Here is a 26926-nt window from a genome sequence, read left to right as displayed (position 1 = left end):
CGGATCAGCGGGCGGTCGCGTCGCCGACGGGCGCCGAGTGCCCGGTGACGGGGCAGACAGCGGGCATGCCCGCGCCGGGGCCGTAGGTAACGGGAAGGTGATTGACTCCGCGGGCCAATACCGCCGGGATCCACTCCAACTCGCCCTCCTCGACGGCGAGCCGGAGTCCGGGCAGGCGGCGCAGCAAGGTGCCCAGCGCGATCCGGAGCTCGGCGCGGGCCAGGGCCGCGCCGGGGCAGAAGTGGATGCCATGGCCGAACGCGAGGTGCTGGCCCGCCTCGCGGTCGAAGTCGAGGGTGTCGGCGTCCGGGAAGCGTGCCGGGTCGCGGTTGGCGGCGCACAGCGACACGATCACCGAGTCCCCCGCGGGCACCCTGGTGCCGTGCAGGTCGGCGTCCTCGGCGAAGAACCGCCAGGTGGTCAGCTCGAAGGCACTGTCGTGGCGCAGCAGTTCCTCGACGGCCCGGGGCAGCAGGGCCGGTTCGGCGGCGAGCCGGGCGAGGTGCGCGGGGTGGCGCAGCAGCGTGATCAGTGCGGTGGTGATCTGGTTGGTGACCGGCTCCTGCCCCGCGACCAGCAGCTGGAAGATCATCGAGTCGAGTTCTTCCGCGCTGATCCGTCCGGCGTCGCGCGCGGCGACGAGCCGGGCCAGCAGATCGGTGCCACCCGCCGCGCGCTTGTGTGCGACGAGATCGGCGATATAGCTCTGGAGCCCGCGCAGCCTGGCCTCGTACGCCGGGCGCCCGGGGTCCTCGGGGCCGACGGGCTGGACGACCTTGCCCCAGTCGCGGTCGAAGGATTGGGCGAACTCCCCCGGCAGGCCGATGACTTCGGCCAGTACCTGAAAGGGGAAGCGTGCGGCGAAGGCCTCCACGAGATCCGCCGTCCCGGCTGCGGGCAGCTCGTCCAGCAGGTCATCGGCCATGTGCTGGAAGCGGGGCCACAGCTCGGTCACGCGTCGGGGCGCGAAGGCGTCGGTGACCAGCCGCCGCATCACGGTGTGCTTGGGCGGGTCCTGGTGCAGCAGATGCACCTGGAGCTGGGAGTGCTGCGGCTCGGGCATGATCGAGGCACGCGCCCGCCAGGCGTCGTTGCCGCGCGAGTGGTGCTTGCCCAGCCGCGGGTCGTTCAGGGCCCGGTGCGCGGCGGCGTATCCGGTGACCAGCCAGGCACACACCCCGCTGGGGAAGCGGACGCGGTGCACGGGACCGCGCTCGCGCAGCTCGCGGTACAGCGGATAGGGGTCGCGCTTGTAGTCGGCGCCGTACAACTCGACGGGCTCGGGCAGGGGGCCGTTCATCTCGTACTCCTCAACGGGGTTGATCTCATGGCCGATCGGCGGAACCCATCCGCTCGGCCGGGCGGGGCTACTCGCTCACAGGGCGATCGAGGGACGGTGGTGGTCGAGCCACAGTCCGAGGTCCACGACGCGCTCCAGGCGCAGCCGGTGCCCCCACTCCAGGTGCCGCGGATCGGCGTCCAGGCAGGGCTTGACGGCGCGCTCGTCGACGAGGTCGCGCACCCGCCCGCCGTGCCCGGCCAGCGCATCGCGGGCCAGGTCCTGCAGGCCGCGGTTGTAGTCGGGGTGGTGGGTGGCCGGGTAGTGGTTCTTGGGCCGGTGGAGCACCGAGTGCGGAGCCAGCCCCTCCCCCACCGCGCGCAGCAGACTCTTCTCCCGCCCGTCGTGGCGGTGCATGCCACGGGGCGCATTGAAGGCGTACTCGACCAGCCGGTGGTCGCAGTACGGCACGCGTACCTCCAGCCCCTGGGCCATGCTCAGCCGGTCCTTGCGGTGCAGCAGCTGGCGCAGCCAGCGGGTCAGGGACAGGTGCTGCATCTCGCGCCAGCGGTGCTGGTCGGGGCTCTCGCCCTCCAGGTGCGGTACGGCGGCCAGCGCCGAGCGGTAGGTGTCGCGCTGGAACTCCCCGATCCGCAGCACGCCTTCGAGATCGGGGTGCATCGGCATGGCGGCCTCGTCCTGAGTGACGAGCAGCCACGGGAAGGTGTCGGCGGCCAGCGCCCGCGGGCTGTGGAACCAGGGGTAGCCGCCGAAGACCTCGTCGGCGGCCTCGCCGGAGAGCGCCACGGTCGAATGCCGCCGGATCTCGCCGAAGAGCAGGTAGAGCGAGGTGTCCATGTCCCCGACGCCGATCGGCGAGTCGCGGGCGGCGACCACGGCCCGCCGGTGCTCCGGGTCCAGCAGCGCCCGGGGGTCCAGGACCACGGTGTGGTGCTCGGTGCCGATGAACTCCCCCGCCTCGGCGGCGAAGGGGGTGTCGTGGCCGGTGCGCAGCACATCACCGGTGAAGCTCTCGGCCTGGTCGCTGTAGTCGACCGCGTACGAGCGCAGGGTGGCCTCCTGGCCTTCCCTGACCCGCAGTTCATCGGCCAAGAGCGCGGTCAGCACCGTGGAGTCGATGCCCCCGGACAACAGCGAGCAGCGCGGCACATCGGCCTCCAGCTGGCCGCGGGCGGCGCGCTCCAGGCGCGACCGCACGCCGTGGACCGTGCCTGCCAGATCGTCCCCGTCCGCATGCGCACGCGCCTCCAGCCGCCAGTACAACCGCTCGCGCACCCCGTCCCGGTCGAAGGTCAGCACTCCCCCGGGCTGCACCTCCCGCACCCCGCTCCACAAGGTGGCGCCGGTGTTGAAGAGCAGGCTGTACGCCTCCCGCAGCCCCTGCGCGTCCACGGCGGGCCGGCAGTCCGGGTGCGCGAACAGCGCCTTCGGCTCGGACCCGAACACCACACCGCCGTCCGGTGTGCGGGCGTGGAACAGCGGCTTGACGCCCAGCCGGTCCCGGACCAGCACCAGCCGCTGCCGCTCCGCGTCCCAGACCGCGAAGGCGAACATCCCCTCCAGATGCCGGGCCAGCTCTTCCCCCCACTCCTGGTAGGCCCGCAGCACCACCTCGGTATCGCTCCGGGTATGAAACGCATGCCCCCGCCGCCGCAACTCCCCGCGCAGCGCATGGTGGTTGTACACCTCACCACTGAAACTCAGTACGACCTCGTCCCCCTCCTCCCCCGCGACCATCGGCTGCGTCCCACCCTCAACATCCAGCACCGCCAACCGCCGATGCCCGATCGCGGCATGCGCTCCACACCAAACCCCCGAGGCGTCCGGCCCCCGCAGCGCCAGCGCCCCGGTCATCCCCTCGACAACCGCCCCCCTCTCCCGCGCATCTCCACCGAACTCAACCCATCCGGCAATCCCACACACACGCCTCTCCTCTCACAACGAAAACCACCGCAAGCCCCCGGACACACACCGACCCCCGAGCTCCGCCGCTCAGCCCACCGCCCCACCCGCCCCGTCCCGCCCGTCCGACGTCCCGCGCCGGACCTGCGCCTTCCAGGCGACGGCCAGGAGACCAACGGCGGAGAAGGCAACTGCGGCGGACAAGACCAGGCCGGTGCGGATGGCCTCAGGACCGGGGCCGGAGAGGGTCCAGAGGGTGGTGCCGATGGCGGGACCGAGCGTGAAGCCCAGGCTGCGGGCGAGTTGCACGCTGGACCCGGCAGTCGCCATGCGCTCCGGGCCGACTGCGGCGAAGACCAGCAGCTGGGCCGGGCCGCCGTACAGCCCCATGCCCGCGCCGGCCAGGGCGAGCCGCCAGGCGACACCGCCCGGCGTCCATTCCGGCGCCACCGCGAGCAGAGCGAATCCGACGGTGACCAGTACGGCTCCGCCCGCCGCGATCGCGCCCGCGCCCCAGCGGTCGGCCAGCCGCCCACCGACGGGCCCGGCCAGCGCCATACCCGCCGGAAAGGCAAGCAGCGCGACGCCGGTGGCCGACGCGGACAACCCGTCCGCGCGCTGCAGATGAAGAGAGAGCAGGTAGTGCACCGTCGCGAAACCCACGCCCAGCGCCAGCACGGCACCGTGAATTCCGCCGGTACGCGCTCCCCGCAGTACCTCCAGGACCCGCCGCCCACCCGCACCACGCACCCACACCACAGCAGGCGGAACGGCCACCGCACAGAGCAGCAGCCAGCCCCGCCCCTCACCCACCAGACTCAGCGCGAGCAGCACAGCCGCGGTGGCCGACCCGACAAGCACGGCGTCCCACCACTGCCCACCACCCGACACACGCAGCCGTCCAACTGCCGCAGGCGGCTGTCCGCCTTCCGCGCCCATTTCCCGTCCTGGCCCTGCCGGTTCCCGTCCTGGCGCGGGGTGGTTCGGCCAGCCGGGTGGCAGTGGGGTGGCGCGGGTGAGGGCCCAGGCGAGGAGGCACAGGGGCAGCTTGATCAGGAGGACGGAACGCCAGCCCCAGTGGTCCAGGAGTATGCCGCCCAGGGCCGGTCCCGTGACGGCGCCGAGTGGGCCGAGGGTGGCCGGGACGCTCATGGCCCGGCCGCGCATCTGGGGGCGTACGGACTTCGCGGCGAGCACCGGCATGAGTACGAACAGGACGGCGGCGAACGCCCCTTGGCCGACCCGGGCCGCGATCAGCCAGGCCGCGAACGGCGCCAGGGCGGCGACGACGCCACACACCCCGAACCCCGCCAGCGCCAGCAGGACCACCGGGCGGATCGGCGCCCGGTCCAGCCTGCGCCCGGCGGGCAGCAGGAGTGCGACCACCGGGAGTTGATAGCCGAGTACCGCCCACTGGGCGACGGAGACCGGAACGCCGAGGTCGGCCCCGATGCCGGGTACGGCGACGGTCACCACGCTCATGTCGAGCATGGCGAGGAAGGAGCAGATCCCGGCGACGCCGACCAGACTCCACCGGTCCTCGCCCGCCTGCCGCTCCCCCGCCCGCGCTATGTCCTGCGGCATCGCCCTGGCCCTCTCCCACACGTCACGGATCCGCGCCGGAGTGGCGCAGTGTGTGAGAGGTCGGGAGCGGAAGGCATTGAGTTCCCGCCCCGCGCTCAGAATCGGAGAAATTTCGGGAGGGTGGGGAGAAGGGGAGGGTGAGGAGAGGGGGAATGTGGGGGTACGAGCGCGGTGAGGGCAGGGGGCGGCGAACGGCACCTCCCGTAAACCCAGTTAGTCGTCCGGCCGTCCCCGGCAGTTCCGGCGCCCGCGAAGGACAAACCTCACGTGGGAACGGAGTGCGATTTTGCCCGTCCCCCAGGGACCGGGCTGCCACGATGACAGCGCCGCGCGGTCTGTCCACCGCCCCGTCTTCTCCCCATCCCCCACTCCCGACCTCGTCTATTCCGCGGCGCGCCCCACCCCTGTCTCCTCAATCTCTGCGTACTGGAGCGGCGATGTTCTCCCCACCGGCCGGCTCACGCCGACCCGTCCTTGTCGAAAAGCTGCAACGCCTGCTGCCCGCCCGGTCGGTGGTCGGCTTTGCCCTCCTCCTCGCCGTACTGTTCGGGCTGTCGTACGGCGCCGGGGCGCTCGTCGGCCCGGTGGCCCCCGCGATGCGCCCCGCGAGCGGCAGCGGCACGGACGGCTCCGGCCCCGCCGACGACGAGGACATGGGCGATATGGGTGGCATGGATGGTATGGGTGGTGTGCATGGCATGCGTGCCCCCGAGTCCCGCGTCGTGACCCCGGGTGGTCCGCGATGACCACTCAACCCCCCGCCCTCACCAGCGTCCTGACCGTCGGCGGCATGACCTGCGCCGCCTGCGTCGGCCGGGTGGAGAAGAAGCTCGGCCGCATGGAGGGCGTGACGGCCTCCGTCAATCTGGCCACCGGCCGTGCCAAGGTCAGCCACCCCGCCTCGGTCCCCGTGGACGACCTGATCGCCACCGTCGAAGCCGCCGGCTACACCGCCGAGCTGCACGCCCCGGCCCCCACCCCGCCCCCCGCAGACCCCGAGCCCCGCACAGCACCCACGGCACCCGCGACCTCCACCGAAACCCCCAAATCCCCCCAATCTCTCCAGTCCAACCAGTCCAACCGGTCCGCCCAACCCACCCAAACCGCCCCCTCCCCCGAAGACCTCCAAGCCCGCGCAGAGCGCACCCGGCTGCTCGTCACCGCGCTGCTCTCCGTCCCCGTGCTGGTCCTCTCCATGGTCCCGGCCTGGCAGTTCCGCAACTGGCAGTGGCTGTGCTTCGTGCTCGCCGCGCCGGTCGCCGTATGGGGTGCCCGCCCCTTCCACATCCGTGCGCTGCGCGGGCTGCGGCACGGCTCCGCGACCATGGACACCCTGGTCTCGCTGGGCGTGGCCGCGTCCTTCGCCTGGTCCGCGTACGCGCTGTTCTGGGGCGGCGCCGGGCAGCCCGGCATGACCATGCCCTTCAGCCTGCTGCCGGACTCCGGGGGCGGGGCGGCCCATCTGTATCTCGAAGCGGCGGTCGGTGTGCCGCTGTTCGTGCTGGCGGGGCGCCGGCTGGAGGCCAAAGCCCGCAGGGGCACCGGCTCCGCGCTGCGCTCCCTGGCCGAGCTCACCGTCAAGGACGTCGCCGTACGCACCGGCGGTGAGGAGCGCCGTATCCCGCTGGCCGACCTGCGGGTCGGCGATCTCTTCCTCGTGCGTCCCGGCGAGCGCGTGGCCACCGACGGCACGGTGACCGACGGCAGTTCCGCCCTGGATCTGTCCCTGGTCACCGGCGAGAGTCACCCGGTCGAGGTCGGCCCCGGCGCGGCGGTGGTCGGCGGCGCGGTCAACTCCGGCGGCCTGCTGGAGGTACGGGCGAGCGCGGTCGGCTCGCACACCCGGCTGGCGCGCATCACCCAGCTCGTCGAGGACGCCCAGACCGGCAAGGCCTCCGCACAGCGGCTGGCCGACGCGGTGGCGGCGGTCTTCGTCCCCGCCGTGCTGACCATCGCCGTCACCGTGCTCGGCTTCTGGCTGGGCGCCGGCGCCGACCCGCAGGCCGCGGTCACCGCGGCGGTCGCCGTCCTGGTCGTGGCGTGCCCGTGCGCGCTGGGCCTGGCCACCCCGACCGCGCTGCTGGCCGCCACCGGCCGCGGCGCCCAACTGGGCATCCTGGTCAGCGGTCCGCGCGCCCTGGAGCGGCTGCGCCGCATCGACACCGTCGTCCTGGACAAGACCGGCACCCTCACCACCGGACGGATGAGCGTCGTACAGATCACCGCCCGCCCCGAGGGCCCGGACGCCGAGCGCGTCCTCCGGCTGGCCGCCGCCGTCGAGCAGGGCTCCGAGCACCCGCTGGCCCGCGCCCTGACCGCGCACGCCCGCCACCAGCGGCCCGAAACGCCCCTCCCGCCGGTCCGCGACTTCGCCGCCACCCCTGGGGTGGGCGTGCACGGGCAGGCCGAGGGGCATCGGGTCGGCGTCGTGCGGCCGGGTGAACTGGCCGCGCTCCCCGAGCCGTTGGCGGATGCCGTACGCGCCGCCGAGAGCGCGGGCCACACCGCCGTCCTCGTCACCGTCGACGCCGCCCCGCAGGCCGTCATCGCCATCGGCGACAGCCTGCGCCCGGACAGCTACCGCGCCGTCGACCATCTGCGCCGGCTGGGCCTGCGGCCGGTCCTGGCCAGCGGGGACCGCGCGGCCACCGCCCGCGCCGTGGCCGGGCACCTGGGCATCACCGAGATCCACGCCCCCGCCCTGCCCGAGGACAAGGCCGAGCTGGTGACGTCCCTGAAGCAGCAGGGCGGCCGGGTCGCGGTCGTCGGCGACGGCGTCAACGACGCGGCCGCGCTGGCCCGCGCCGACCTCGGGATCGCCATGGGCGGCGGCACCGACGTCGCGATCGGCGCCGCCGATGTCACGCTGGTCCGCGAGGACATGCGGGCCGTCGCCGACGCCGTACGCCTGGCCCGCCGCACCCTGGGCACCATCCGCGCCAATCTGATCTGGGCCTTCGGCTACAACCTCGTCACCGTGCCGCTGGCCGCCGCCGGACGCCTCAACCCGATGCTCGCGGCCGCCGCCATGTCGGTCAGCTCACTGCTCGTGGTGGGCAACAGCCTGCGGCTGCGCGCCTGGCAGCCGGTCCGCGCGGCGCGTACGGACGCACCGTCGCGTACGGCGTCCCGCTCGCGCCGCCCCCGTACGAGCCCCCGCAAGGAGACGGCCTGATGCCCCTTCGTACCTCCGTGCCCCTTCGTACCTCCGCCGTCCCCGCCCCGCTGCGCGCCGCCGCCGTCCCTCTGCTGACGTGCCTGGTGACGCTGGGCGCGCTCACCGCCTGGACGACGGCCGGGCAGGCGGGGTCCCCCGCCGAGATCACCGTCACCGACGGCCGGGTGCTGGTCCCCACCAACCCGGAGGCCAACGCGGCGTTCTTCACCCTGCGCAATACGGGCGGTTCGGACGACCAGTTGACCGGCGTCACCGGTCCGGCCGGGCGCAGCACGATGCTGAGCCGCGACGTCGAGGTGGGCCCGAACGCGCACAGCATGGCGATGGTCTCCGCCGCCACGGTCCCGGCGGGCGGCGAACTGCGGATGTCGCCCAGCACCCTGGACGTCATGATGAGCCCGCCCCCGCCCCTCTCCCCCGGCGACCGCCTCACCTTCACCTTCCACTTCCGCCACAGCCCGCCGATCACCGCCCGGGCGGTGGCGGTACGCCCCGGCGAATAACTCAGGGGGTGGGTCGCAGATCGGCGCGCCACCCCCTGGACGCAACACCCATCGGCGTACGGCACGGCACTCCGGCCGGGCCGCGAGCCCCGAAGACCCACGGCCCGGCCGGACGCCCCTCACCCCGCCATGGCCACCAACGCCCGCCTCCTGCGCCCTGCGACGGGCGCGGACCCGCCGGGCGCGGACCCGCCGGGCACGGACCCGCCGGGCGCGGAGACCGGCACCACCCCGGCCGCCCCCGGCGCCATGGCACCGGCCATCCCCACGACCGGGTGGCCACCGGCCCTCGCCCCCGGCAGCTCACCCGTCGGCTTCGCTCCGGCGGCACCCGCCACTGAGCCCGGCAGTGCTGTATCCATCCCCTCTCCGGGGACGGTGTCCGCCGCCTCCAGCAGGGCGACCAGCGTCTCGCGGGCTCTGGCCACCCGGGAGCGGACCGTGCCGACGGGGCAGCCCGCGACCTCGGCGGCCTGTGCGTAGGGCAGGCCCAGCAGCTGTGTCAGGACGAACGCCTCACGGCGCACCGGTACCAGGGCCGAGAGCAGTTCGCCCAGGGCGACGCCCTCGTCGAAGCCCGGTACGCCGCGCGGCTGGACGCGTTCGGCCGCGGCCTGCCAGTCGTCGGTACCGGCCAGCCTCGGCCGGACCGCATCGGCCCTGATGCGGTCGGCCACCACCCGGCGCGCGATCGTCAGCAGCCAGGTGCGGGCCGAGGACCGCCCCTCGAACCCCGGCAGGCTGCGCAGCGCGCGCAGATAGGTGTCCTGCACCAGGTCGTCCGCCGCTTGTGCGTCGCCGCTCAGGTGCGTCACGTACCGGCGCACGTCGAGCTGAGTGGCCCGTACGAAACGGTCGACGGCGGTTTCGTCGCCGGTCCTGGCCGCCAGCGCCCAGGCCGTCACCGCTGCGTCGTCACGCATCCCGCCGCCTCCCCTCGCCGCGCGCCGCGGCGTTCGGGGAGGATGGACCCATGCTCTGTTCGCGCATCCGTACGGCACTCTCCGCCCGCCTGGACGGGGAGCACTCTCCGCCGGAGGTCACCGACCGGCAGCTGGCGGACCATCTCGCGGGGTGCGCGGCCTGTCGCGCCTGGGAGGCACAGGCGCGGCGCCTGAAGGAGGCCACCGCCCGCCTCGCCGGGAACGACGGGGCTGCGGAAGGAAATACGGATACGGGCGGTACGGATGCGGGAGTTACGGATACGGCCGTCGACGCGCTGCTCGCGAGCCTGCGCGCCCATCGGCAGCCACCGCCGTCGCCGTCCGCGGGCCCGGACCGGCCGAGCGCCTCCGACGAACGGGGAAGACAGGCGGGTTGACCGCCTCCGAGCAGTGGCGGCCCTTGGTCCCTGAGATCCCGAAGATCCCAGAAATCCCGGCCAACCCGGGCATCCCGGACAGGAGTCATCATCTGAAGTCCTTCGCGTGGTCCGGTCACCGTGGCGTACGGGACCGGTGAAGTCAGGGCCCACAGCGCCGCCGGCACCAAGGACCGGCGCCCGCGGGCGACCTGTGATGTGCACCGTGCTGTCAGCCGACAGCCGGTCCACGCGGCGGACCACGCAAGGAAATGACATGTGCCAGCAGGAGATCGCGCACCGCGCGGCGCGGCTCCTGGCGCCGGGGACGACCCCTGGGGGGAGCAGCGGGCAGTACGCCCTTGAGGACGGCGACCAGGGGCGCGAACAGCCGGACGGACAGGGCCGACACCACTCGTACGACCTGGAACGCCGCCCGCTCACCGCCCCACAGCCAGCACGCGCTGAGCAGCGCGACGAGCAGGTGCGCCGCGAGCATGCCGCCGGCGCTGCCGTGCATCCCGGCCGACATAGCGGACATACCGTCAGCCATGCCACCGGCCATGCCGTGCGCCATGCCGCCGGCCATCTCGCCGCTCGCGCCGCCGATGCCGCTCGGCAGGCCGCCCGCTTCGTGCAGCGCCCGCGCGGCGTCGATGTCGGCGAGCGACATGCCCTCCGCGTTGCAGAGCCAGGTGTTCGCCCACTGCCGCGCGAGCGAGATCCGCTCGCCGCCGGAGTCGGCCACCGCCTGCCCGAAGGAGAACGCGCTGTGCAGGGCGAACTGGGTGCCGACCGTCAGCACCCCCACCACTACGGGCCCGCGCTCCCGGCCCGCGCAGCACCATGCCGCGCCCGCCGTGCCGGCCACCGCCGCCAGCAGCATCCACCAGGGCACCGCGGTACCGGACATGGCCACATGCCCCAGCGCCGCGAGCAGCACACAGACCGCCGCGAACACCGCGGCCCGCAGCCCTCTGAGAATGTGCCCCGCATCCATGACGGGGCCCATCGTCGCACCCCGCGTTCCGCGGGAGACGGGAGGGGCTCGCTCAACGCCCGCGAGCTCCCCCGAAGTCACCGGTGCACCGCTCCCGAAGGGCCCCCGCCGCAGGCCCGGGGCACCATCCGGCCTCCGCCCGTGGTCCTAGGGACATGTGCCCGGTTACGAGGCCAGGGGTGCCCCACTACGATCCGGACGTATGTCTGTTCACGAAGTAGAGATCGACGCCCTCCAGGGCGGTTCCGCGGACCTGGCCCAGTACAAGGGCAAGGCCGTACTCATCGTCAACGTGGCCTCCAAGTGCGGCCTGACCCCGCAGTACTCCGGGCTGGAGCGGCTGCACGAGCGGTACGCCGCGCGCGGCTTCACCGTCCTCGGAGTCCCCTGCAACCAGTTCATGGGCCAGGAGCCCGGCTCGCCGCAGGACATCGCCGAGTTCTGCTCGGCGACGTACGGTGTGACCTTCCCGATGACCGAGAAGGTCGATGTCAACGGCGCCGGGCGGCACCCGCTGTACGCGGAGCTCGTCGACACCCCGGACGCGGCGGGCGAGGCCGGCGACATCCAGTGGAACTTCGAGAAGTTCCTGATCGACGCGTCCGGCCAGGTCGTGGGGCGGTTCCGCCCGCGCACCGAGCCCGAGGCCGACGAGGTCGTCCAGGCGATCGAGGCGGTCCTGCCCAGCTGACGGCCGCCGGGCACCGCGCGCATCCGCCCGCGCGGTGCCCCGTCAGGCGATCGCGCTCCCTCGCGTACAGTCGGCCTCCGCCTCCCGTTCCGCGCCGGGCAGCGGCCCCTCCCAGCACTCGAAGGACCGGGTCATGCCGGTCAGCCGCAGGAGCAGCAGCACGCGGGGGCTGTGCCGCAGACCCGCCAGCCGCAGGCGGCCGCCTCTCTCCTCCGTACGCCTGCGGGCCCGGCACAGCAGGGACAGCCCGCCGCAGTCGATGAAGGTGACCGAGCTCAGGTCCAGTACGACATCGGGGTGGTCTTGGCCGGTCACCTCGTCGACGAGGCCGCCGAGCGCGGCCGTGGCGAGGATGTCCAGCTCGCCACTGAGCTCGATCACGGTGGCCGTGCCCAGCGCCCGCTCACGGCCACCAAAACTCTTCCCCTGGTCCACCATGCCGTCCCCACTTCCCTGCCCTGGGCGCTAGGTCCTGTCGTCCGAAACCCCGCCTGCCGTGCCCGGCAGGATGGACAGCGAAGGGGACGCAGGCTGACGGAAGTCGGGGGTGCCCGGGTACGGACGGACCGGGTGGCAATGGCCTTCGCCTGCGCGCTGCTGCCCGCGCGGTTCCAGCCTCCGGCGGGGTCCGGGTCGTAGGCTGCGCCGTTACGTGTCTACGGCATACCCACTGGCCCCCGTGTCAGTCAATACCGGGAACACACAAAGAGGTTGGCTCAATCTCGCCCCACCGTCCCGGCAGCCGTACGGCAGACAGCAGCGGCCGCCCACGAACACCCGTTCGCCGCCATCGGCAGTGAGCAGAAACACGGCCAATCACCGCCAATGCGCTGGAATTCCATCCTTTTGTGCGAATTAGACTGGGCGCGATGCCGCAGCACTCGAACAGCCCCCGCCCCGCCGACTCGCACGGCCAGGCCGCCGACCTGGCCGAACGCACCGCGCAGAGCCTGCGCGAGCTGCCCGACGGCCCCATCTCCCGGCTCCCCGAACTCCTCGAAGCGATGGTCGCGGTCGGCTCCGACCTGAACGTGGGCAGCGCCCTGGACCGCATCGTGGAGACCGCCGCCACCCTCACCGGCGCGCGCTACGCCGCCGTCGGCGTCCTCAACGAGGACAAGGAAGGCCTCGCCGACCTGCTGACCTACGGAGTCACCGAGGAGCAGCGCGAGCTGATCGGGCGGATCCCGGACGGGCACAGCGGAGTGCTGGGCGCGCTGCTGCGGGGCGCGGACGCGATGCGGATCGCCGATGTCGCCCAGGAGCCGCGCTCCGGCGGGCCGCTGCCGGCCGATTCCCCCGCGGTGCAGGCCTTCCTGGGCGTCCCCATCCAGGTCCAGGGCGAGGTCTTCGGCAATCTCTACCTGGCGGAGAAGGAGTCCGGCGGGGAGTTCACCGCCGAGGACCTCCATCTCGTACGGGTGCTGGCCACCGAGGCGGGCATCGCCATCAGCAACGCCCGGATGCACTCCGCGGCCCGCCAGCGCCGGCGCTGGATCGACGGCGCGGCCTCGCTGACCACGGCGCTGCTGGCGGGAGCGCAGACCCGCTCCACCACCGAGCGCGCCCTGACCGTCGTCGCGGACAAGGGCCGGGAGCTGGCGGAGGCGGCGACCGGTGCCGTACTGCTGCCGCACCCCGAGGGCGGCCTGGAGATCGTGGCGGTCTCCACCAGCCTCTCCGAGGAGGTACGCGAGGAGGCGTACCACAACCGGATACCGCCGCAGAGCCCGGTCGTGCACCAGATACAGGCCGGACTCGCGGTCTTCTCCGAGGACTTCGCGGCCGACCCCCGCTCCATCTCCCCCGTCTCCCGCTATTACGGCCCCACGATGCTGCTGCCGCTGCGCAGCAACGGGCGGGTGCTGGGCGCGCTCGCCCTGTGCCGGCTGTCCGGCGGGCGCCGCTACACCCACAGCGAGCGGACGCTGGCCACGCAGTTCGCCGCGCAGGCCGCGCTGGCGCTGGTGATGGCCGACGCGCAGCGCGACCGCGAGCGCCTGGCGGTCTTCGAGGACCGCGACCGCATCGCCCGCGATCTGCACGACCTGGTCATCCAGCGGCTGTTCGCCACCGGGATGATGCTGGAGAGCGCCCAGCGCAAGGCGGTGATACCCGAGGTGAAGGAGGGTGTCGGCAAGGCGGTGGACGAGCTGGACGCGACGATCCAGGAGATCCGTACGGCGATCATCGCCCTCCAGCAGGGCCCTGCGGAGGCCCCGGCCGGGCTGCGCACCCGGGTACTCCAGGAGGCCGGTGCGGCCGTGGCCACGCTGGGCACCCGGCCGTCGGTGCAGTTCATCGGCCCGGTGGACGCGCGGGTGGGCGAGAGCAGCGGCCGGGCCCTGGTCCAGGCGCTGCACGAGGCCCTGAACAGCGAAGCGGCACGGGCGGCGCGCGGCCCGGCGCGGCGCATCGAGGTGACGGTGGACGCGACCGTGACGCTGGTGGACGGGCAGGCCGGGGTCCGGCTGACAGTGCGGCGCGTGGACGAGCGGGACGGCGGGGACGGCGAGACGGGCGGCGTCCGCACGCCGGTGGTGTGGGAAGCGCCCCTTTAGGCCCGTATTTAGGCCCGTACACGTCGGGCCCGCAGGAGGTCCTGAAAACGCCCGCGGGCGGGGACGTGCCACGATGTCGGCGCCCAGCTCGCCCCACGGCAGGTGAAAACGCCCGCGGGCGGGGACGTGCCCCTCGGCACCTCCCCGCCCGCCGCGTTTCAGCAGACCGGCGTCACTTCAGCGCGCTGCGCTTCTGCCACTGCTGCCAGGACTCCTGCCAGACCTCCAGCCCGTTGCCCGGGTCGGTGATCTCCTTGTTGGTGGTGCCCTTGACCTCGACCGTGGAGCCGATGGTCAGGAAGTCGTAGGCGCGCTTGGCGTCGGAGGTGGTCATGCCGAAGCAGCCGTGGCTGTTGTTGACCACACCGAGCTGCTTGTTCCAGGGCGCGGAGTGCAGGAAGGTGCCGGACGCGGTGAGGTGGGTGACCCACTTGGAGTCCAGCATCCACTGGTTGCCGTAGCCGATGGTGGCGGAGTCCATCGTCTCGGCGGCGTTCTTGCTGCGTACGGTGTGGACGCCGCCGCGGGTGGGCGCCTCGGGCGAGCCCGCGGAGCCGGTGATCGTGGCGACCTGCTTGCCCTCCTCGTACAGCGCCATGGAGTGCGAGGGGACGTCGATGACGGCCTTGCGGTCCTTGCCGACGGTGAAGCTGAAGTCGTAGTCACGGGCGAACCAGCCGCCCTTGCCGGAGTTGACGCCGGCCAGGCCGCCCTTGACGGAGACCTTGGTGCCCGAGGGCCAGTAGGTCTTGGGGCGGTAGTCGATGCGGTCCTTGCCCGACCAGTCCTTGACCCAGCCCCAGGCGCCCTCCACCTTCGGCGTGCTGGTGACCTTCAGCGACTTCTCGATCTCGGCGCGCTTGTCCTTGTCGATCGGGTCGTCGAAGAGGAAGGAGACCGGCATGCCGGTGCCCACGGTCTGCCCCTGCGAGGGGGTGTTGGTGAGCTTGTTGACCTTGTCGGCCTTCTGCGTGGTGAACGAGGCCTTGGAGGTGGTCTCCTTGCCGCCCTCCGACTTCGCCTTGGTCTCCACCGTGTAGGTGGTCTGCGGCTTGACCTTGCCGTCGGCCTTCCAGGACGAGCCGTCGCCGGACAGCTTGCCCGGTACCTTCTCGCCCTTGTCGTCCTTGGCCTCGACCGAGGTCAGCTTGCCGCCCTGGGCCTTGACCGATATCGAGGAACCGAGTTTGACGTCCTTGTTGCCGCTCGCCGGATCAACGGTGACCTTGGCATCGGGCGCGTTGGTGGCGGCATCGGCGCCGCCGCCACACGCGGTGAGCAACACAGCTCCCCCCACCAGGGCGGATATCAGCAGAGCCGGGCGCTTGCCCGTTCCGGCGTGCACGTGGGTCGACCTCCAAAGCGGCGAAACCTTCGCTGGCGGAGCCCGGCCTGCCCCCGTGACAGGCCCGTCCTCACTTCCGCCGCATATGCAGACGGTTCGGAACCCGTCCAGGGTTGCCCCAGGAAACCGACATAAATACAGGTGTAAGCAACCTCATAGCGCTCGTCCGCGTCCGTCACCCCGCTCACACCGGTATTCGAGGGCACATTTAGGGTGGTTTAGACAGTTACGAGAGCAATGGGAGCCACCATGACGGCAGCGGGACCGGATGCGGCAGCGGCAGGATCGGAACCGGCGGCGACGCCCCCCTCGGGCCCCGCGGACCCCTCGCTCCCCGAGATCACCCTCCACCCCCTGGACATCGGGCATCTCCCGGCCGTCCTGGACCTGGGTACCCGGGTGTACGACACCGACAGCAAGCCGTACACCGGCTGGTCCCTGACCGCCGTCGCGACCCATCTGGACGCCTCGGTGCCGGCGTGCCGGGTCGCCATGGCGGGCGAGCGGCTGGCGGGCTTCGTGCTCGGCTCGATGACCTTCGAGCAGCGCGAGGACTGGGGGTACATGGAGTGGATCGCGGTGGACCCGGCCTTCCAGGGCCGGGGCGTGGCGGGCCGCCTCGTCCAGGAGTGCTGCGCGGCCCTGACCGCGGCGGGCGCGGCGTCGGTGGTCACCGATGTCGAGGTCAACAACGTGGCCTCGGCGACGCTGATGCGCCGTAACGGCTTCACCGAGGGCGTCACCGTCACCCTGTTCGTCCGCCCCGGCTTTGGCCAGACCCCCAAGACCGGCGGGATCTCCCTGCCGCACTTCGCGCGCACCGGGCGGCCCCGCCCCACCCATCGCGACGGCCGCTGACGCGGGAGTTTGCGTAAAGTCCCGCCATCTCTCACCCGGTCGCACCAGGGCCGTACCGGGCGCGGTGGCGGGGCCCCCACCCGCGTGCCAGCGTGACGAAGGGGCGGGCGGCGCGATCAGCCGGCCGACTGTTTCCGACCGTTGCGAGGACCGGCATGGAACGACCCAGAGTCCTGATCGTGGGCGGCGGCTTCGCCGGCGTGGAGTGCGCCAGGGGGCTGGAGCGCCAACTCCCCGCCCGCGACGCGGAGATCACGCTCGTCACCCCCATCAATTACGCGCTCTACCTCCCGCTGCTGCCGCATGTGGCCGCCGGGGTCGTGACCCCGCAGTCCATCGCCCCCTCGCTGCGCCGCGTCCTGCGCCGCACCCGCATCGTGCCGGGCGGGGTGATCGGCATCGATCCGGCGGCGAAGGTGTGTGTCGTACGGCTGATCACCGGCGAGCTGAGCGACATCCGCTACGACCACCTCGTACTGACCCCGGGCAGCATCACCCGCACCTTCGACATCCCCGGCCTGAGCGAGCACGCGCGCGGCATGAAGACGCTGGCCGAGGCGGTGTACGTGCGCGACCACGTCATCGCCCAGCTCGATATCGCCTCGGCCTCCACCGACGCGGCCGAGCGGGCCGCCCGGCTGCAGTTCGTGGTGGTGGGCGGCGGGTACGCGGGCACGGAGACGGTCGCCTACCTCCAGCGGCTGACCAACGCGGCGGTCCGGCGCTATCCGCGGCTGGACCCCGCGCAGATCAAGTGGCATCTGATCGACATCGCCCCGAAGCTGATGCCCGAACTCGGCGACCGGCTCGGCGCCAAGGCGCTGGACCTGCTGGAGCGGCACGGCACCGAGGTCTCGCTGGGGGTGTCGGTCTCCGAGGTCACCGAGGACACCGTCCGCTTCACCGACGGCCGGCTGCTGCCCTGCCGCACCCTGATCTGGACCGCGGGTGTGGCGGCCAGCCCGCTGATCGGCTCGCTGGGCGCCGAGACCGTACGCGGCCGTCTGGTGGTCGACGCGGATCTGACGGTCCCCGGCATGGACGGGGTGCTGGCCTGCGGTGACGCGGCGGCCGTCCCCGACGTCACCAAGGAGGCGGGCGCGGTGTGCCCGCCCACCGCGCAGCACGCCGCCCGCCAGGGCAAGCACGCGGCCCGCAACATCGTCGCGGCCCTCCGCGGCGGCCCCGTCACGCCCTACAGCCACAAGGACCTCGGCCTGGTCGTGGACCTCGGCGGCATCGACGCGGTCTCCAAGCCGCTCGGCGTCGAGCTGCACGGCCTCCCGGCCCAGGCGGTCGCCCGCGGCTATCACCTGATGGCGCTGCGCACCGGTGCCGCCAAGTTCCGCACCGCCGCGAACTGGCTGCTGCACGCCACCGCGGGCGACGACTTCGTCCGTACCGGCTTCCTCGCGCGCCAGGCCGCCACCCTGCGCGACTTCGCGAGCGCACAGTCGTATCTCTCGCAGGAGGAGATCCGGCAGCGGACCTCGGCCGACCAGCGCTCCTGACCGTCCCCCGCTTCCGGCAATCGCCTCCCTCCAGGAATGCCTTGACCTCAAGATTGGTTGAGGTCCTAGGTTCCTGTTACGTCGCCGGCCGATCACGGCCCGCGAGACCGTGACACGAGCCGGACCGCCTGGAGGACCGCGATGGACATGGAAGTCACCGCCTGGCACGCGATGCACACCACGCTGAACGCCCAGCAGGACCGGCGGCCCTTCTCCCGCCGCACCCTGCGCCGGATCGGCGGCTTCGCCCGCCCCTACCGGCGGCACCTGGCGTGGTTTCTCGTGCTGAGCACCCTGCTGGCGATGCTGACGGTGGCCACCCCGCTGCTCGCCGGGCGGGTCGTCGATGTGATCACCCACGGCGGGGCCGCGGGCACCGTCCTCGTACTGGCCGCTCTCATCGCCGCCATCGCCCTGGCCGAAGCGGGCCTGGGGCTGCTGACCCGCTGGCTGTCGGCGCGGCTGGGCGAGGGGCTGATCCTGGACCTGCGCACCACCGTCTACGACCACGTACAGAAGATGCCCGTCGCCTTCTTCACCCGCACCCGCACCGGCGCCCTGGTCAGCCGCCTGAACAACGATGTGATCGGAGCGCAGCGGGCGTTCAGCGACACCCTCTCCGGCGTGGTGAGCAATCTCGCCACCCTGCTGCTGACCCTCGTGGTGATGCTCAGCCTGTCCTGGCAGATCACCCTGATCTCGCTGGTGCTGCTGCCGGTGTTCGTGCTGCCCGCCCGCCGGGTCGGCCGCAGGCTGGCCGCGCTGCGGCGGGAGGCCGCCGACCACAACGCCACCATGGGCACGCAGATGACCGAGCGGTTCTCCGCGCCCGGCGCCACCCTGGTCAAGCTCTTCGGCCGCCCGGAGCAGGAGTCCGCCGAGTTCGCCTCCCGGGCGCGCCGGGTCCGTGACATCGGGGTCCGTACGGCCATGGTGCAGACCTCCTTCGTCACCACCCTGACCCTGGTCTCCGCCCTGGCGCTGGCCGTCGTCTACGGCCTGGGCGGCACCCTGGCGCTGGGCGGCGGCCTGGAGCCGGGCGCCGTGGTCTCCCTCGCCCTGCTGCTGACCCGCCTGTACTCGCCGCTGACCGCCCTGTCCGGCGCCCATGTCGAGGTGATGAGCGCGCTGGTCAGCTTCGAGCGGGTCTTCGAGGTGCTCGACCTCAAGCCGCTGATCGCCGAGAAGCCCGACGCCCGCACGGTCCCCGAGGGCCCGGTGTCGGTGGAGTTCGACTCCGTGCGCTTCGGCTACCCCTCCGCCGACAAGGTCTCCCTGGCCTCCCTCGAAGAGGTCGCGGCGCTGGACACCCGCGGCGGCGCCGAGGTCCTGCACGAGGTCTCCTTCCGCGCCGAGCCGGGCCAGATGGTCGCCCTGGTGGGGTCCTCGGGCGCGGGCAAGTCGACCATCGCGCAGCTGCTGCCGCGCCTGTACGACGCGGACGCCGGGACCGTACGGCTGGCGGGCGTGGACGTACGCGACCTGTCCGCCGCCTCGATCCGCGAGACCCTGGGCATGGTCACGCAGGACGGCCACCTCTTCCACGACACCATCCGCGAGAACCTGCTGCTGGCCCGGCCCGAGGCGGCCGAGGAGCAGCTGTGGGACGCGCTGCGCCGGGCCCGCCTGGACGGGCTGATCGCCTCTCTGCCCGACGGGCTGGACACCGTCGTGGGCGAGCGCGGCTACCGCCTGTCCGGCGGCGAGCGGCAGCGGCTGACCATCGCCCGGCTGCTGCTGGCCCACCCCCGGGTGGTGATCCTGGACGAGGCCACCGCCCACCTGGACAACACCTCCGAGGCGGCGGTGCAGGAGGCCCTGACGGAAGCCCTGGAGGGCCGTACGTCGGTGGTGATCGCGCACCGGCTGTCCACCGTGCGGGCCGCCGATCTGATCCTGGTGATCGAGGAGGGCCGGATCGTGGAGCGCGGCACCCACGAGTCGCTGCTGGCGGCCGGCGGGCGCTACGAGGAGCTGTACCGCACCCAGTTCGCCGAGAACACCCCGGCCACCACGCTCGTCAAGGAGCCGGCCGGGGCACACTGACCGGCCTTCCGACGGGTCCCCGCCTCTTGGCGGGGACCTTCGCATGCCGAAGACTGAGGCGATGACGCAGCGCGCGGAACACTCCACTGTCATGGACCGCCTCGCCATCGACGATCTCGTCACCGGATACGCCATCGCCGTGGACGACGGCGACTGGGACGCCTACCGGAGCCTGTTCACCCCCGACGGCAGCGCCGACTACCGCTCGGCGGGCGGCGCAGCGGGCAGCTGCGAGACCATCGCGCAGTGGCTGTCCCAGGCGCTGCGCCCTTTTCCCGTACGCCAGCATCTGATCGTCAACCGGCGGATCGAACTGGCCACCCGCGACGGCGCGCCCGGTGACACCGCCTCCGTACGGGCCGACTACCTCAATCCGATGCGCCGCACGGACGGGAGCCGCACCGCGGCGGCTCCGGAGATCACCTGCGGGGGCCGCTACGTCTTCACCGCGCGCCGTACCGGCGAGGGGTGGCGGCTGAGTTCGGTGGTGGTGCACGAGATGTGGCGCCGACTGCTCCCGGCGGCCCCGTGAGCCGCCCGGGTGCCGCGGGCACTGGGCCGGGTGGAGCACCGGCCCGCCGTGCGCTGTCCGTGATCGGTCCGCTCGCGCACACTGGTCCTGCGCCCGGCGGCGCCGACCGGGGCCGCGGTGATCAGCGGCAGGAGGGAGCGGCGGCATGGACGACCCGGCCGGCAGACAGCGGCGGCTGCTCGCTGCGCCCTGGTGGCGCGGCGGCGCCGCGCTCGCGGCCGGTGCGCTGCCGGCCCTGTCCTTCCCCGCGCCCTCCTTGTGGTGGCTGGCCTATGTGGCCCTCGTCCCGTGGATCGCGCTGACCCGTACGGCGCGTACGCCGGGCCGGGCGGCGCTGGACGGCTGGCTGGGCGGGACCGGCTTCATGCTGGCGGTCCACCACTGGCTGCTGCCCAACCTCCATGTCTTCACCCTCGTGGTGGCCGCCCTGCTGGGGCTGCTGTGGGCGCCGTGGGGGCTGCTCGTGCGGTCCCTGCTGCGCGGCGCGCCGGGTGCGGGCCGCTGCGCGGCGGCGCTGGCCGTGGTCCCCGCGGGCTGGCTGATGGTCGAACTGGCCCGTTCCTGGGAGTACTTGGGCGGTCCGTGGGGACTGCTGGGCGCCGGGCAGTGGCAGGTGCCGCCCGCGCTCCGGCTGGCCTCGGTGGGCGGGGTGTGGCTGGTGAGCCTGCTGGTGGTGGCGGTGAACACCGCGCTGGCCGAGCTGGTCACGCTGCGCGCCGCCCGTATCCCCGCGGTGGCGGGCCTGCTGGCCTGCGCGCTGCTGACGGGGGCGTGCTGGGTGTGGGCCCCGCGGCCGACAGTGTCCGGCACGGTACGGGTGGCCGTCGTCCAGCCCGGTGACCTCCCGGTCCCCAGCGCGCGGCTGGACCGCGGCGAGCAGCTCACCGCCCCGCTGGCGGGCAGCGGCGCCCAGCTGGTCGTCTGGGGCGAGAGCAGTGTCGCCAGCGATCTGACCCGGCATCCGGCCGTGCGCGACCGGCTGACCGCGCTGTCCCGGGAGGTGGGCGCCGGCCTGCTGGTGAATGTGGACGCCCGGCACGGCAACCGCCCGGGCATCTACAAGAGTTCCGTGCTGATCGGCCCCGAGGGGCCGACGGGCGACCGCTACGACAAGATGCGCCTGGTCCCCTTCGGCGAGTACGTACCGCTGCGCTCGGTGCTGGGGTGGGCCACCCGTGTGGGCCGGGCCGCGGGCGAGGACCGGATGCGCGGCACCCGACAGGTGCTGATGCCCGTCGCCTCGGCGGGCGGGCTGCGCATCGGACCGCTGGTCTGTTTCGAGACGGCCTTTCCCGACATGAGCCGCCATCTGGCGGGCCAGGGCGCGCAGTTGCTGGTCGCGCAGTCCTCGACCTCGACGTTCCAGAACAGCTGGGCGCCGGGCCAGCACGCCTCGCTGGCCGCGCTGCGCGCCGCGGAGACCTGGCGCCCGATGGTGCACGCCACGCTCACCGGGGTCAGCGCGGTGTACGGGCCGTCGGGCGAGCCGGTGGGCGGGCGGCTGGGCACCGACCGCAGCGCGACCGCCGTGTACGACATCCCGCTCGCCCGCGGCACCAGCCTCTACGTCCGCTTCGGCGACTGGGCGCTGTACGCGGCGCTGGCCGCGGTGGCCGTCTTCTGCGCCGTGGAGGCGACGCGCCTGGCCGGTGGCCTCAACCGGCGTGCGCGACGGCCTCGTTGACCACCCGCTCGCACAGCTCGTGGGTGCGCAGCGCGTCCTCGGCCGAGAGCGGACGGCCCGCGCGCACGGAGTCCAGGAAGGCCAGCGCGACCTGCTCGATGCCCCGCTGGCGGGCCACCGGCACCCAGTCGCCGCGGCGGCGCACGCTCGGCTGGCCCTTGTGGTCGATGACCTCGGCGAGGTTGACGACCTGCCGCTTGGTGTCCTGGCCCGAGACGTCCAGGATCTCCTCGTTGGAGCCGCTGAGGCGGTTCATGGTGCCGATCGCGGTGAAGCCGTCGCCGGAGAGCTGGAGCACGACGTGGTGCATCAGGCCGTCGCGGATCCTGGCGCGTACGTCCACGTGCTCGACCTCGCCGGGCACCAGGAACCGCAGGGTGTCCACGACGTGGATGAAGTCGTCCAGCACGAGGGTGCGCGGGTCCTCGGGCAGCCCGACGCGGTTCTTCTGCATCAGGATCAGATCGCGGGCGTGCTCCAGGCACTGGGCGTAGCCGGGCGCGTAGCGGCGGTTGAAGCCGACCGCCAGGCTGACGTCGTGCTCCTTGGCCAGCTGCACGATCCGCTCGGTGGTGGCCAGTTCGTAGGCGATGGGCTTGTCGACGTAGGTCGCTACTCCCGCCTCGATGAGCCGGGTGACGATCTCGGGGTGGACCGCGGTGGGCGCGTGCACGAAGGCCGCGTCCAGGCCCGCCGAGAGCAGCGAGTCCAGGTCGGTGTGGCACTGGCGCGCGGGCAGGCGGTGGGCGGCGGCGACCCGCTCCAGGGTCGCCGGCGTGCGGGTCTGCAGGTGCAGCTCCACCCCGGGCTGGGCGCCGAGCACCGGCAGGTAGGCCTTCTGGGCGATGTCGCCGAGTCCGATGCAGCCGACCTTCACCTGGGGTTCTCCTCGCGTCGCAAACCGGGCGCCCGGGGCCGTGGCCGGGCCGGGCGCAGCGGCGTCAGCGGGGACACCGCACCCGTCGGGCGCTCGGCTTCCGGGCCGTTCGGCAGCGGCCTCCCACCGGGGGGCGCCTCACCGAACCGTCGTGCCGGAAGCATACGTGCCGGCCGGCGGGCGCCAGTCGGCGATGCCGGTCATGCCGCGCAGCGGGAGGTCCGGGGCGAGCCGGGCGCCGGCCGCGAACAGCGCGCAGCGCAGGAGGTAGGCCGGGTAGGAGGTCCAGGTGGTGGCCCTGCCGATGCGCGCGGAGCGGCGGACCACGTCCATGGTGCGCGGCAGCCGCTGTGCCGTGTACGCCGCCAGGGCGCGGCGCAGGTCCGCCTCGGGGGTGGCCAGGTGCGCGAGGACCACGCCGTCCTCGACGGCCTGGCAGCCGCCCTGGCCCAGGTGCGGGGTCATGGGGTGGACGGCGTCGCCCAGGAGCGCGACGCGGCCCCGGTGGTAGGCCGACAGCGGGCGGGCCGCGGTGTGGATGTCGTTGCGCAGGACGGCGGCCGGGTCGGCGGCGGCCAGCAGGTCGGGGATGGGCCGGTGCCAGGTGCCGAACCTGCGCAGCAGTTCGGCGCGTTCGTCGTCGTGGGCGCGGCCGCCGGGCGGGCACACGGCGGTGGCGTACGCGTACAGCCGCCCGTCGCGCAGTGGCTGGGTGCCCCAGAGCTGCCCGCGCCCCCAGGTCTCGTGCGGCAGGACCCGGTGGGCGGCGGCGGGGGCGGGGACGACGAAGCGCCAGCCGGTGAATCCGGCGTAGCGCGGGGCGGGGTGGCCGGGGAAGAGGGTGCGGCGGGCGGCGGAGTGGATGCCGTCGGCGGCCACGACGAGGTCCGCGGTCAGCTCCTGGCCGTCCTCCAGGGCGATGCGGGCCGGGCGGCCGCCGGGGGCCGGGTCCCCGGGGTCGGTGAGGCGGGCCGCGGCGCCGGTGCGTACGGCCCCCTCGGGCAGGCGGGCCGCCAGCAGGCCGATCACGTCGGCGCGGTGGGCGACGACGAGGGGGCCGCCGAAGCGGGCGACGGCGGCGGAGTTGTCCGTACGGGCCAGCCAGCGTCCGCCGGGGGTGCGCAGCCCGCCCTGGGTGTGCCAGGCGGCCATGGCGCGGATCGCGTCCCCGGCGTCGACGGCGTCCAGGGCGCGCTGGGCGTTGGGGGCCAGCCCGATGCCGGCGCCCACCTCTTCCAGGGCTTTGGCCCGCTCCAGGACGGTGACGTCCCAGCCCCGGCGGTGCAGGGCGACGGCGGCGGTCAGTCCGCCGATGCCGCCGCCGATGACGAGCGCGGTGTGCTGCTGCATGTCTCCTCCGGATGTGCGCAGGCGTGGCCGCCGCCGTCCCGGCCGGCCGCGGCGCGCCCCTCGAACTACAGGCGTAGTTTCAAGCTACTACAGCCGTAGTCGACGCGATAGGGTGACCGGCCATGGACGCCCGGACCACTCCCCGCCACGAGCTCATCGCCGACACCGCCCTGGCCCTGCTGTCCGAGCGCGGCATGCGCGGGCTGACCCACCGCGCCGTGGACGAGGCGGCCGGACTGCCACAGGGCTCCACCTCCAACCTCGCGCGCACCCGCGCGGCGCTGCTGGAGACCGCGGTACGGCGCCTGGCCGAGCGGGACGCCCAGGTCCTGACGCCCGAGGAGATGCCGGCCGCCGCAACCGGCGGCACCCACGGCCTGGCGGACGCGCTCTCCCTGGCCATGCACCGCTATCTGACCCGGCACCGCCAACTGGCCATCGCCCGGTACGAGTTGGCCCTGGAGGCCACCCGCCGCCCCGAGCTGCGCGAGATCTTCGACCGGGCCGGGCGCACCTTCCGGGAGCCGGTCGAGCAGATGCTGGCGGCCGCCGGGTCCGCCGAGCCCGAGCGGCACGCGCTGAACCTGATCGGCTGGCTGGACGGCGTGCTCTTCTCCTGTACGGCGGGCCAGTTCCACACCGCGCGGCCCAGCCGCGGCGACCTGCGCACCGGCTGCCACGAGCTGCTCGACGGCATGCTCGGCTCACGGGCAGCGGTGTCCGGCTGAAACCCGCCGCCATGGGCACTGGCCCGACGGCGCCGCCCCGGCCATGCTGGCGCGCATGACGACTTCCCGCACCACCGATCCCACAGACCTCCCCGGCCCCACCGCCTCCCCCGACGGCGGCGTGGACCGCGTCCCCGGCTCCTCGCGCATCGTCCCGCCCGGCATCGCCGGCGAGCGCGCGATGCTGGAGCACTGGCTGGACTTCCACCGCGCCACCCTGGCCGACAAATGCGCGGGCCTGGACGACGCACAGCTGCGCACGGCCTCCGCCGAGCCGTCCGGGATGACGCTGCTCGGCCTGATACGGCACATGGCCGACTGCGAGCTGCACTGGTTCGGCCGCATCCTGACCGGCGAGCCCACGACGAGCCACTACTGCACCCGTGAGGACCCCGACCGCGACTGGCACATCACCGGCCGGGACAGCTCCCAGGAGGCTCTGGCCACGTGGCGCTCGGAGATCGAGCGGGCCCGGCGGGCCGCGGCCGGGCGGTCGCTGGAGCATGTGGGGCACGACCGGGCGCGGGACCGCGCGTACAACCTGCGCTGGATCTACGTCCACATGATCGAGGAGTACGCGCGCCACAACGGCCACGCCGACCTGCTGCGCGAGCGCATCGACGGCGCCACCGGGTTCTGACGGGCGCAGGACCGTCCCGGCGGGCTTACGGGAACTGCCCCGCGGCCCCGTCCAGCCGCAGCTCCAGCCGCTCGATGGCCTCGGTCAGGCATCTGCCGTACGCATCGTCGGGCAGCTCGCCCACCGCCTCGCGGGCGCGTACCAGCTGGGCGCGGGCCTCGCCGTGCCGGGCCAGCTTGGCGTAGTCGGCGGCGAGGTTGAGATGGAGCGAGGGGAAGAAGGCGCGCAGCGCCGCCGAGGGCCGCGTATCCGGCCGCCGCGCGCCGTCGGCCGGATACGCGGCCCGCAGCGCCCTGAGGTCCCAGTCCAGCTCGTCCATCGGGTCGTCCTGGGTGTCGGCCATGTAATGGGCCAGCGCGCAGCGGTGGAAGGGGTCGCCCTGCGGGCCGACCTCGGCCCACAGGGCCAGGAGGCGGTTGCGGGCCTCCTCCCGGTCGCCCGCGCGGTGCAGCATGATCGCCTGGCCGATCCTGGTCAGGACGGCGTCCCCGGACGTCCGTCCCTGCCACTGCTCGCCCACCGCACTCTCCCGCGCTCGGTGCGCCGCCGTTGCGGCGCTTGTCCCGACGCTAACCGCAGGCGGGGGCCGCCGCGCGGTGTGCGGCAGTTGCTCAGGCCCGGTCGGTGCCCAGGTCCGGGATGCGCCAGTCGATGGGGGTGTGGCCCTGCGCGGCGACCGCCTCGTTGATCTGGGTGAAGGGGTGGGAGCCGAAGAACTTCTTCGCCGACAGCGGGGAGGGGTGGGCGCCCTGCACGACGGCGTGCCGCTCCTCGTCGATCAGGGGCAGCTTCTTCTTGGCGTAGTTGCCCCACAGCACGAAGACGGCGGGGTCGGGCCGCGAGGCCACCGCGCGGATCACCGCGTCGGTGAACTTCTCCCAGCCCTTGCCCTTGTGGGAGTTGGCCTCACCGGCGCGCACCGTGAGCACCGCGTTGAGCAGCAGCACGCCCTGCTCGGCCCACGGCATCAGATAGCCGTTGTCCGGGACGGGGTGGCCCAGCTCCTCCTTCATCTCCTTGTAGATGTTCCGCAGCGACGGCGGGGTCTTGACGCCCGGCCGCACCGAGAAGCACAGGCCGTGCCCCTGGCCCTCGCCGTGGTACGGGTCCTGGCCCAGGATCAGCACCTTCACCCGGTCGTACGGCGTCGCGTCCAGCGCCGCGAAGACCTCCTCGCGGGGCGGGTAGACCGGCCCGTTCGCCCGCTCCTGCTCGACGAACTCGGTCAGCTCCTTGAAGTAGGGCTTGTCCAGCTCTTCGCCGAGGACGCCGCGCCAGGACTCGGGCAGCATGTCGGTCAGCACGTCAACAACCTCCGGTAAACGATCCGTTCTCA

23 protein-coding genes and 1 pseudogene are annotated in these 26926 nt (G+C 73.3%); 12 read left to right on the top strand and 12 right to left on the bottom strand.

Features of this window, described 5'->3' with window-relative positions:
* Positions 1–4 precede the first annotated feature (4 nt).
* From AC4IJH_RS30460 to AC4IJH_RS30445, 4 genes are all read right to left on the bottom strand, one after another.
* The gene (locus AC4IJH_RS30460; protein ID WP_490855133.1) at positions 5–1300 is read right to left on the bottom strand and encodes a cytochrome P450 family protein; all 1296 of its coding nucleotides are present in this window, start codon (positions 1298–1300) and stop codon (positions 5–7) included.
* 75 nt (positions 1301–1375) lie between these two features.
* The gene (gene asnB, locus AC4IJH_RS30455) at positions 1376–3223 is read right to left on the bottom strand and encodes an asparagine synthase (glutamine-hydrolyzing) (protein WP_490855132.1); all 1848 of its coding nucleotides are present in this window, start codon (positions 3221–3223) and stop codon (positions 1376–1378) included.
* 69 nt (positions 3224–3292) lie between these two features.
* Positions 3293–4786, bottom strand: a complete 1494-nt coding sequence (locus AC4IJH_RS30450) for an MFS transporter (protein ID WP_490855131.1) — start codon at positions 4784–4786, stop codon at positions 3293–3295.
* A 458-nt stretch (positions 4787–5244) separates the two neighbouring features.
* Positions 5245–5481, bottom strand: coding sequence for a hypothetical protein (locus AC4IJH_RS30445; protein WP_490855130.1), 237 nt, complete (start codon positions 5479–5481; stop codon positions 5245–5247).
* A gap of 47 nt (positions 5482–5528) precedes the next feature.
* Here AC4IJH_RS30445 and AC4IJH_RS30440 point away from each other — a divergent pair, with 47 nt between their 5' ends.
* Entirely contained in the window at positions 5529–7961 is a 2433-nt protein-coding gene (locus AC4IJH_RS30440) for a heavy metal translocating P-type ATPase (protein WP_490855129.1), read from the top strand.
* Positions 7961–8467 (top strand): copper chaperone PCu(A)C, encoded by a 507-nt coding sequence (locus AC4IJH_RS30435; protein ID WP_490855128.1) that lies wholly within the window; start codon positions 7961–7963, stop codon positions 8465–8467. Before AC4IJH_RS30440 ends, AC4IJH_RS30435 begins: the two co-directional genes overlap by 1 nt.
* A 389-nt stretch (positions 8468–8856) precedes the next feature.
* Here the strand turns inward: AC4IJH_RS30435 and AC4IJH_RS30430 are convergent.
* A pseudogene (locus tag AC4IJH_RS30430) lies at positions 8857–9390 on the bottom strand (sigma-70 family RNA polymerase sigma factor); the annotation flags it as partial.
* A 50-nt stretch (positions 9391–9440) separates the two neighbouring features.
* Between AC4IJH_RS30430 and AC4IJH_RS30425 the strand changes: the two are divergent.
* Positions 9441–9788 (top strand): zf-HC2 domain-containing protein, encoded by a 348-nt coding sequence (locus AC4IJH_RS30425; RefSeq protein ID WP_490855127.1) that lies wholly within the window; start codon positions 9441–9443, stop codon positions 9786–9788.
* A gap of 211 nt (positions 9789–9999) precedes the next feature.
* Here AC4IJH_RS30425 and AC4IJH_RS30420 read toward each other — a convergent pair whose 3' ends face one another.
* Entirely contained in the window at positions 10000–10767 is a 768-nt protein-coding gene (locus tag AC4IJH_RS30420) for a PE-PGRS family protein (protein WP_490855126.1), read from the bottom strand.
* Positions 10768–10969: 202 nt separating this feature from the next.
* Here AC4IJH_RS30420 and AC4IJH_RS30415 point away from each other — a divergent pair, with 202 nt between their 5' ends.
* Positions 10970–11458, top strand: coding sequence for a glutathione peroxidase (locus AC4IJH_RS30415; protein ID WP_490855125.1), 489 nt, complete (start codon positions 10970–10972; stop codon positions 11456–11458).
* A 42-nt stretch (positions 11459–11500) separates the two neighbouring features.
* On the opposite strand, the gene AC4IJH_RS30410 is transcribed toward AC4IJH_RS30415, so the two are convergent.
* Entirely contained in the window at positions 11501–11896 is a 396-nt protein-coding gene (locus AC4IJH_RS30410; protein WP_490855124.1) for an STAS domain-containing protein, read from the bottom strand.
* Positions 11897–12327: 431 nt separating this feature from the next.
* Between AC4IJH_RS30410 and AC4IJH_RS30405 the strand changes: the two genes are divergently transcribed.
* A complete protein-coding gene (locus tag AC4IJH_RS30405; protein WP_490855123.1) occupies positions 12328–14019 on the top strand; it encodes a sensor histidine kinase in 1692 nt (563 codons plus the stop codon).
* A gap of 172 nt (positions 14020–14191) precedes the next feature.
* On the opposite strand, the gene AC4IJH_RS30400 is transcribed toward AC4IJH_RS30405, so the two are convergent.
* A complete protein-coding gene (locus AC4IJH_RS30400) occupies positions 14192–15364 on the bottom strand; it encodes a L,D-transpeptidase (RefSeq protein WP_490855122.1) in 1173 nt (390 codons plus the stop codon).
* 249 nt (positions 15365–15613) lie between these two features.
* On the opposite strand from AC4IJH_RS30400, the gene AC4IJH_RS30395 reads away from it, so the two are divergent.
* From AC4IJH_RS30395 to lnt, 5 genes are all read left to right on the top strand, one after another.
* Positions 15614–16222, top strand: a complete 609-nt coding sequence (locus tag AC4IJH_RS30395; protein WP_490855121.1) for a GNAT family N-acetyltransferase — start codon at positions 15614–15616, stop codon at positions 16220–16222.
* A 155-nt stretch (positions 16223–16377) separates the two neighbouring features.
* Positions 16378–17733 carry an NAD(P)/FAD-dependent oxidoreductase gene (locus AC4IJH_RS30390; RefSeq protein ID WP_490855120.1) on the top strand — a complete coding sequence of 452 codons (1356 nt, stop codon included), beginning with the start codon at positions 16378–16380 and terminating at the stop codon, positions 17731–17733.
* 141 nt (positions 17734–17874) lie between these two features.
* Positions 17875–19779, top strand: coding sequence for an ABC transporter ATP-binding protein (locus tag AC4IJH_RS30385; RefSeq protein WP_490855119.1), 1905 nt, complete (start codon positions 17875–17877; stop codon positions 19777–19779).
* 61 nt (positions 19780–19840) lie between these two features.
* The gene (locus AC4IJH_RS30380; protein WP_490855151.1) at positions 19841–20311 is read left to right on the top strand and encodes a nuclear transport factor 2 family protein; all 471 of its coding nucleotides are present in this window, start codon (positions 19841–19843) and stop codon (positions 20309–20311) included.
* Between the two features lie 145 nt (positions 20312–20456).
* The gene (lnt, locus tag AC4IJH_RS30375) at positions 20457–21995 is read left to right on the top strand and encodes an apolipoprotein N-acyltransferase (RefSeq protein ID WP_490855118.1); all 1539 of its coding nucleotides are present in this window, start codon (positions 20457–20459) and stop codon (positions 21993–21995) included.
* On the opposite strand, the gene AC4IJH_RS30370 is transcribed toward lnt, so the two are convergent.
* Both AC4IJH_RS30370 and AC4IJH_RS30365 read right to left on the bottom strand, forming a co-directional pair.
* Positions 21967–22872 carry a Gfo/Idh/MocA family protein gene (locus AC4IJH_RS30370; RefSeq protein ID WP_490855117.1) on the bottom strand — a complete coding sequence of 302 codons (906 nt, stop codon included), beginning with the start codon at positions 22870–22872 and terminating at the stop codon, positions 21967–21969. The two genes, lnt and AC4IJH_RS30370, sit on opposite strands and share 29 nt — an antisense overlap.
* A gap of 138 nt (positions 22873–23010) precedes the next feature.
* A complete protein-coding gene (locus AC4IJH_RS30365; protein WP_490855116.1) occupies positions 23011–24222 on the bottom strand; it encodes an FAD-dependent monooxygenase in 1212 nt (403 codons plus the stop codon).
* A 122-nt stretch (positions 24223–24344) separates the two neighbouring features.
* Here AC4IJH_RS30365 and AC4IJH_RS30360 point away from each other — a divergent pair, with 122 nt between their 5' ends.
* A complete protein-coding gene (locus AC4IJH_RS30360; protein WP_490855115.1) occupies positions 24345–24950 on the top strand; it encodes a TetR/AcrR family transcriptional regulator in 606 nt (201 codons plus the stop codon).
* A 181-nt stretch (positions 24951–25131) separates the two neighbouring features.
* On the top strand, positions 25132–25590 hold the full coding sequence (locus AC4IJH_RS30355; protein WP_490855150.1) for a DinB family protein: 459 nt from the start codon (positions 25132–25134) through the stop codon (positions 25588–25590).
* Positions 25591–25615: 25 nt separating this feature from the next.
* On the opposite strand, the gene AC4IJH_RS30350 is transcribed toward AC4IJH_RS30355, so the two are convergent.
* Positions 25616–26110, bottom strand: a complete 495-nt coding sequence (locus AC4IJH_RS30350; RefSeq protein ID WP_490855114.1) for a hypothetical protein — start codon at positions 26108–26110, stop codon at positions 25616–25618.
* 91 nt (positions 26111–26201) lie between these two features.
* The gene (locus tag AC4IJH_RS30345; RefSeq protein WP_490855149.1) at positions 26202–26882 is read right to left on the bottom strand and encodes a uracil-DNA glycosylase; all 681 of its coding nucleotides are present in this window, start codon (positions 26880–26882) and stop codon (positions 26202–26204) included.
* Positions 26883–26926: the final 44 nt, after the last annotated feature.

The organism is Streptomyces sp. UF-297, from assembly GCF_058245575.1.
Note: the sequence above shows the minus strand (reverse complement) of the source record. Positions and strands in the feature narration are given on the sequence as shown.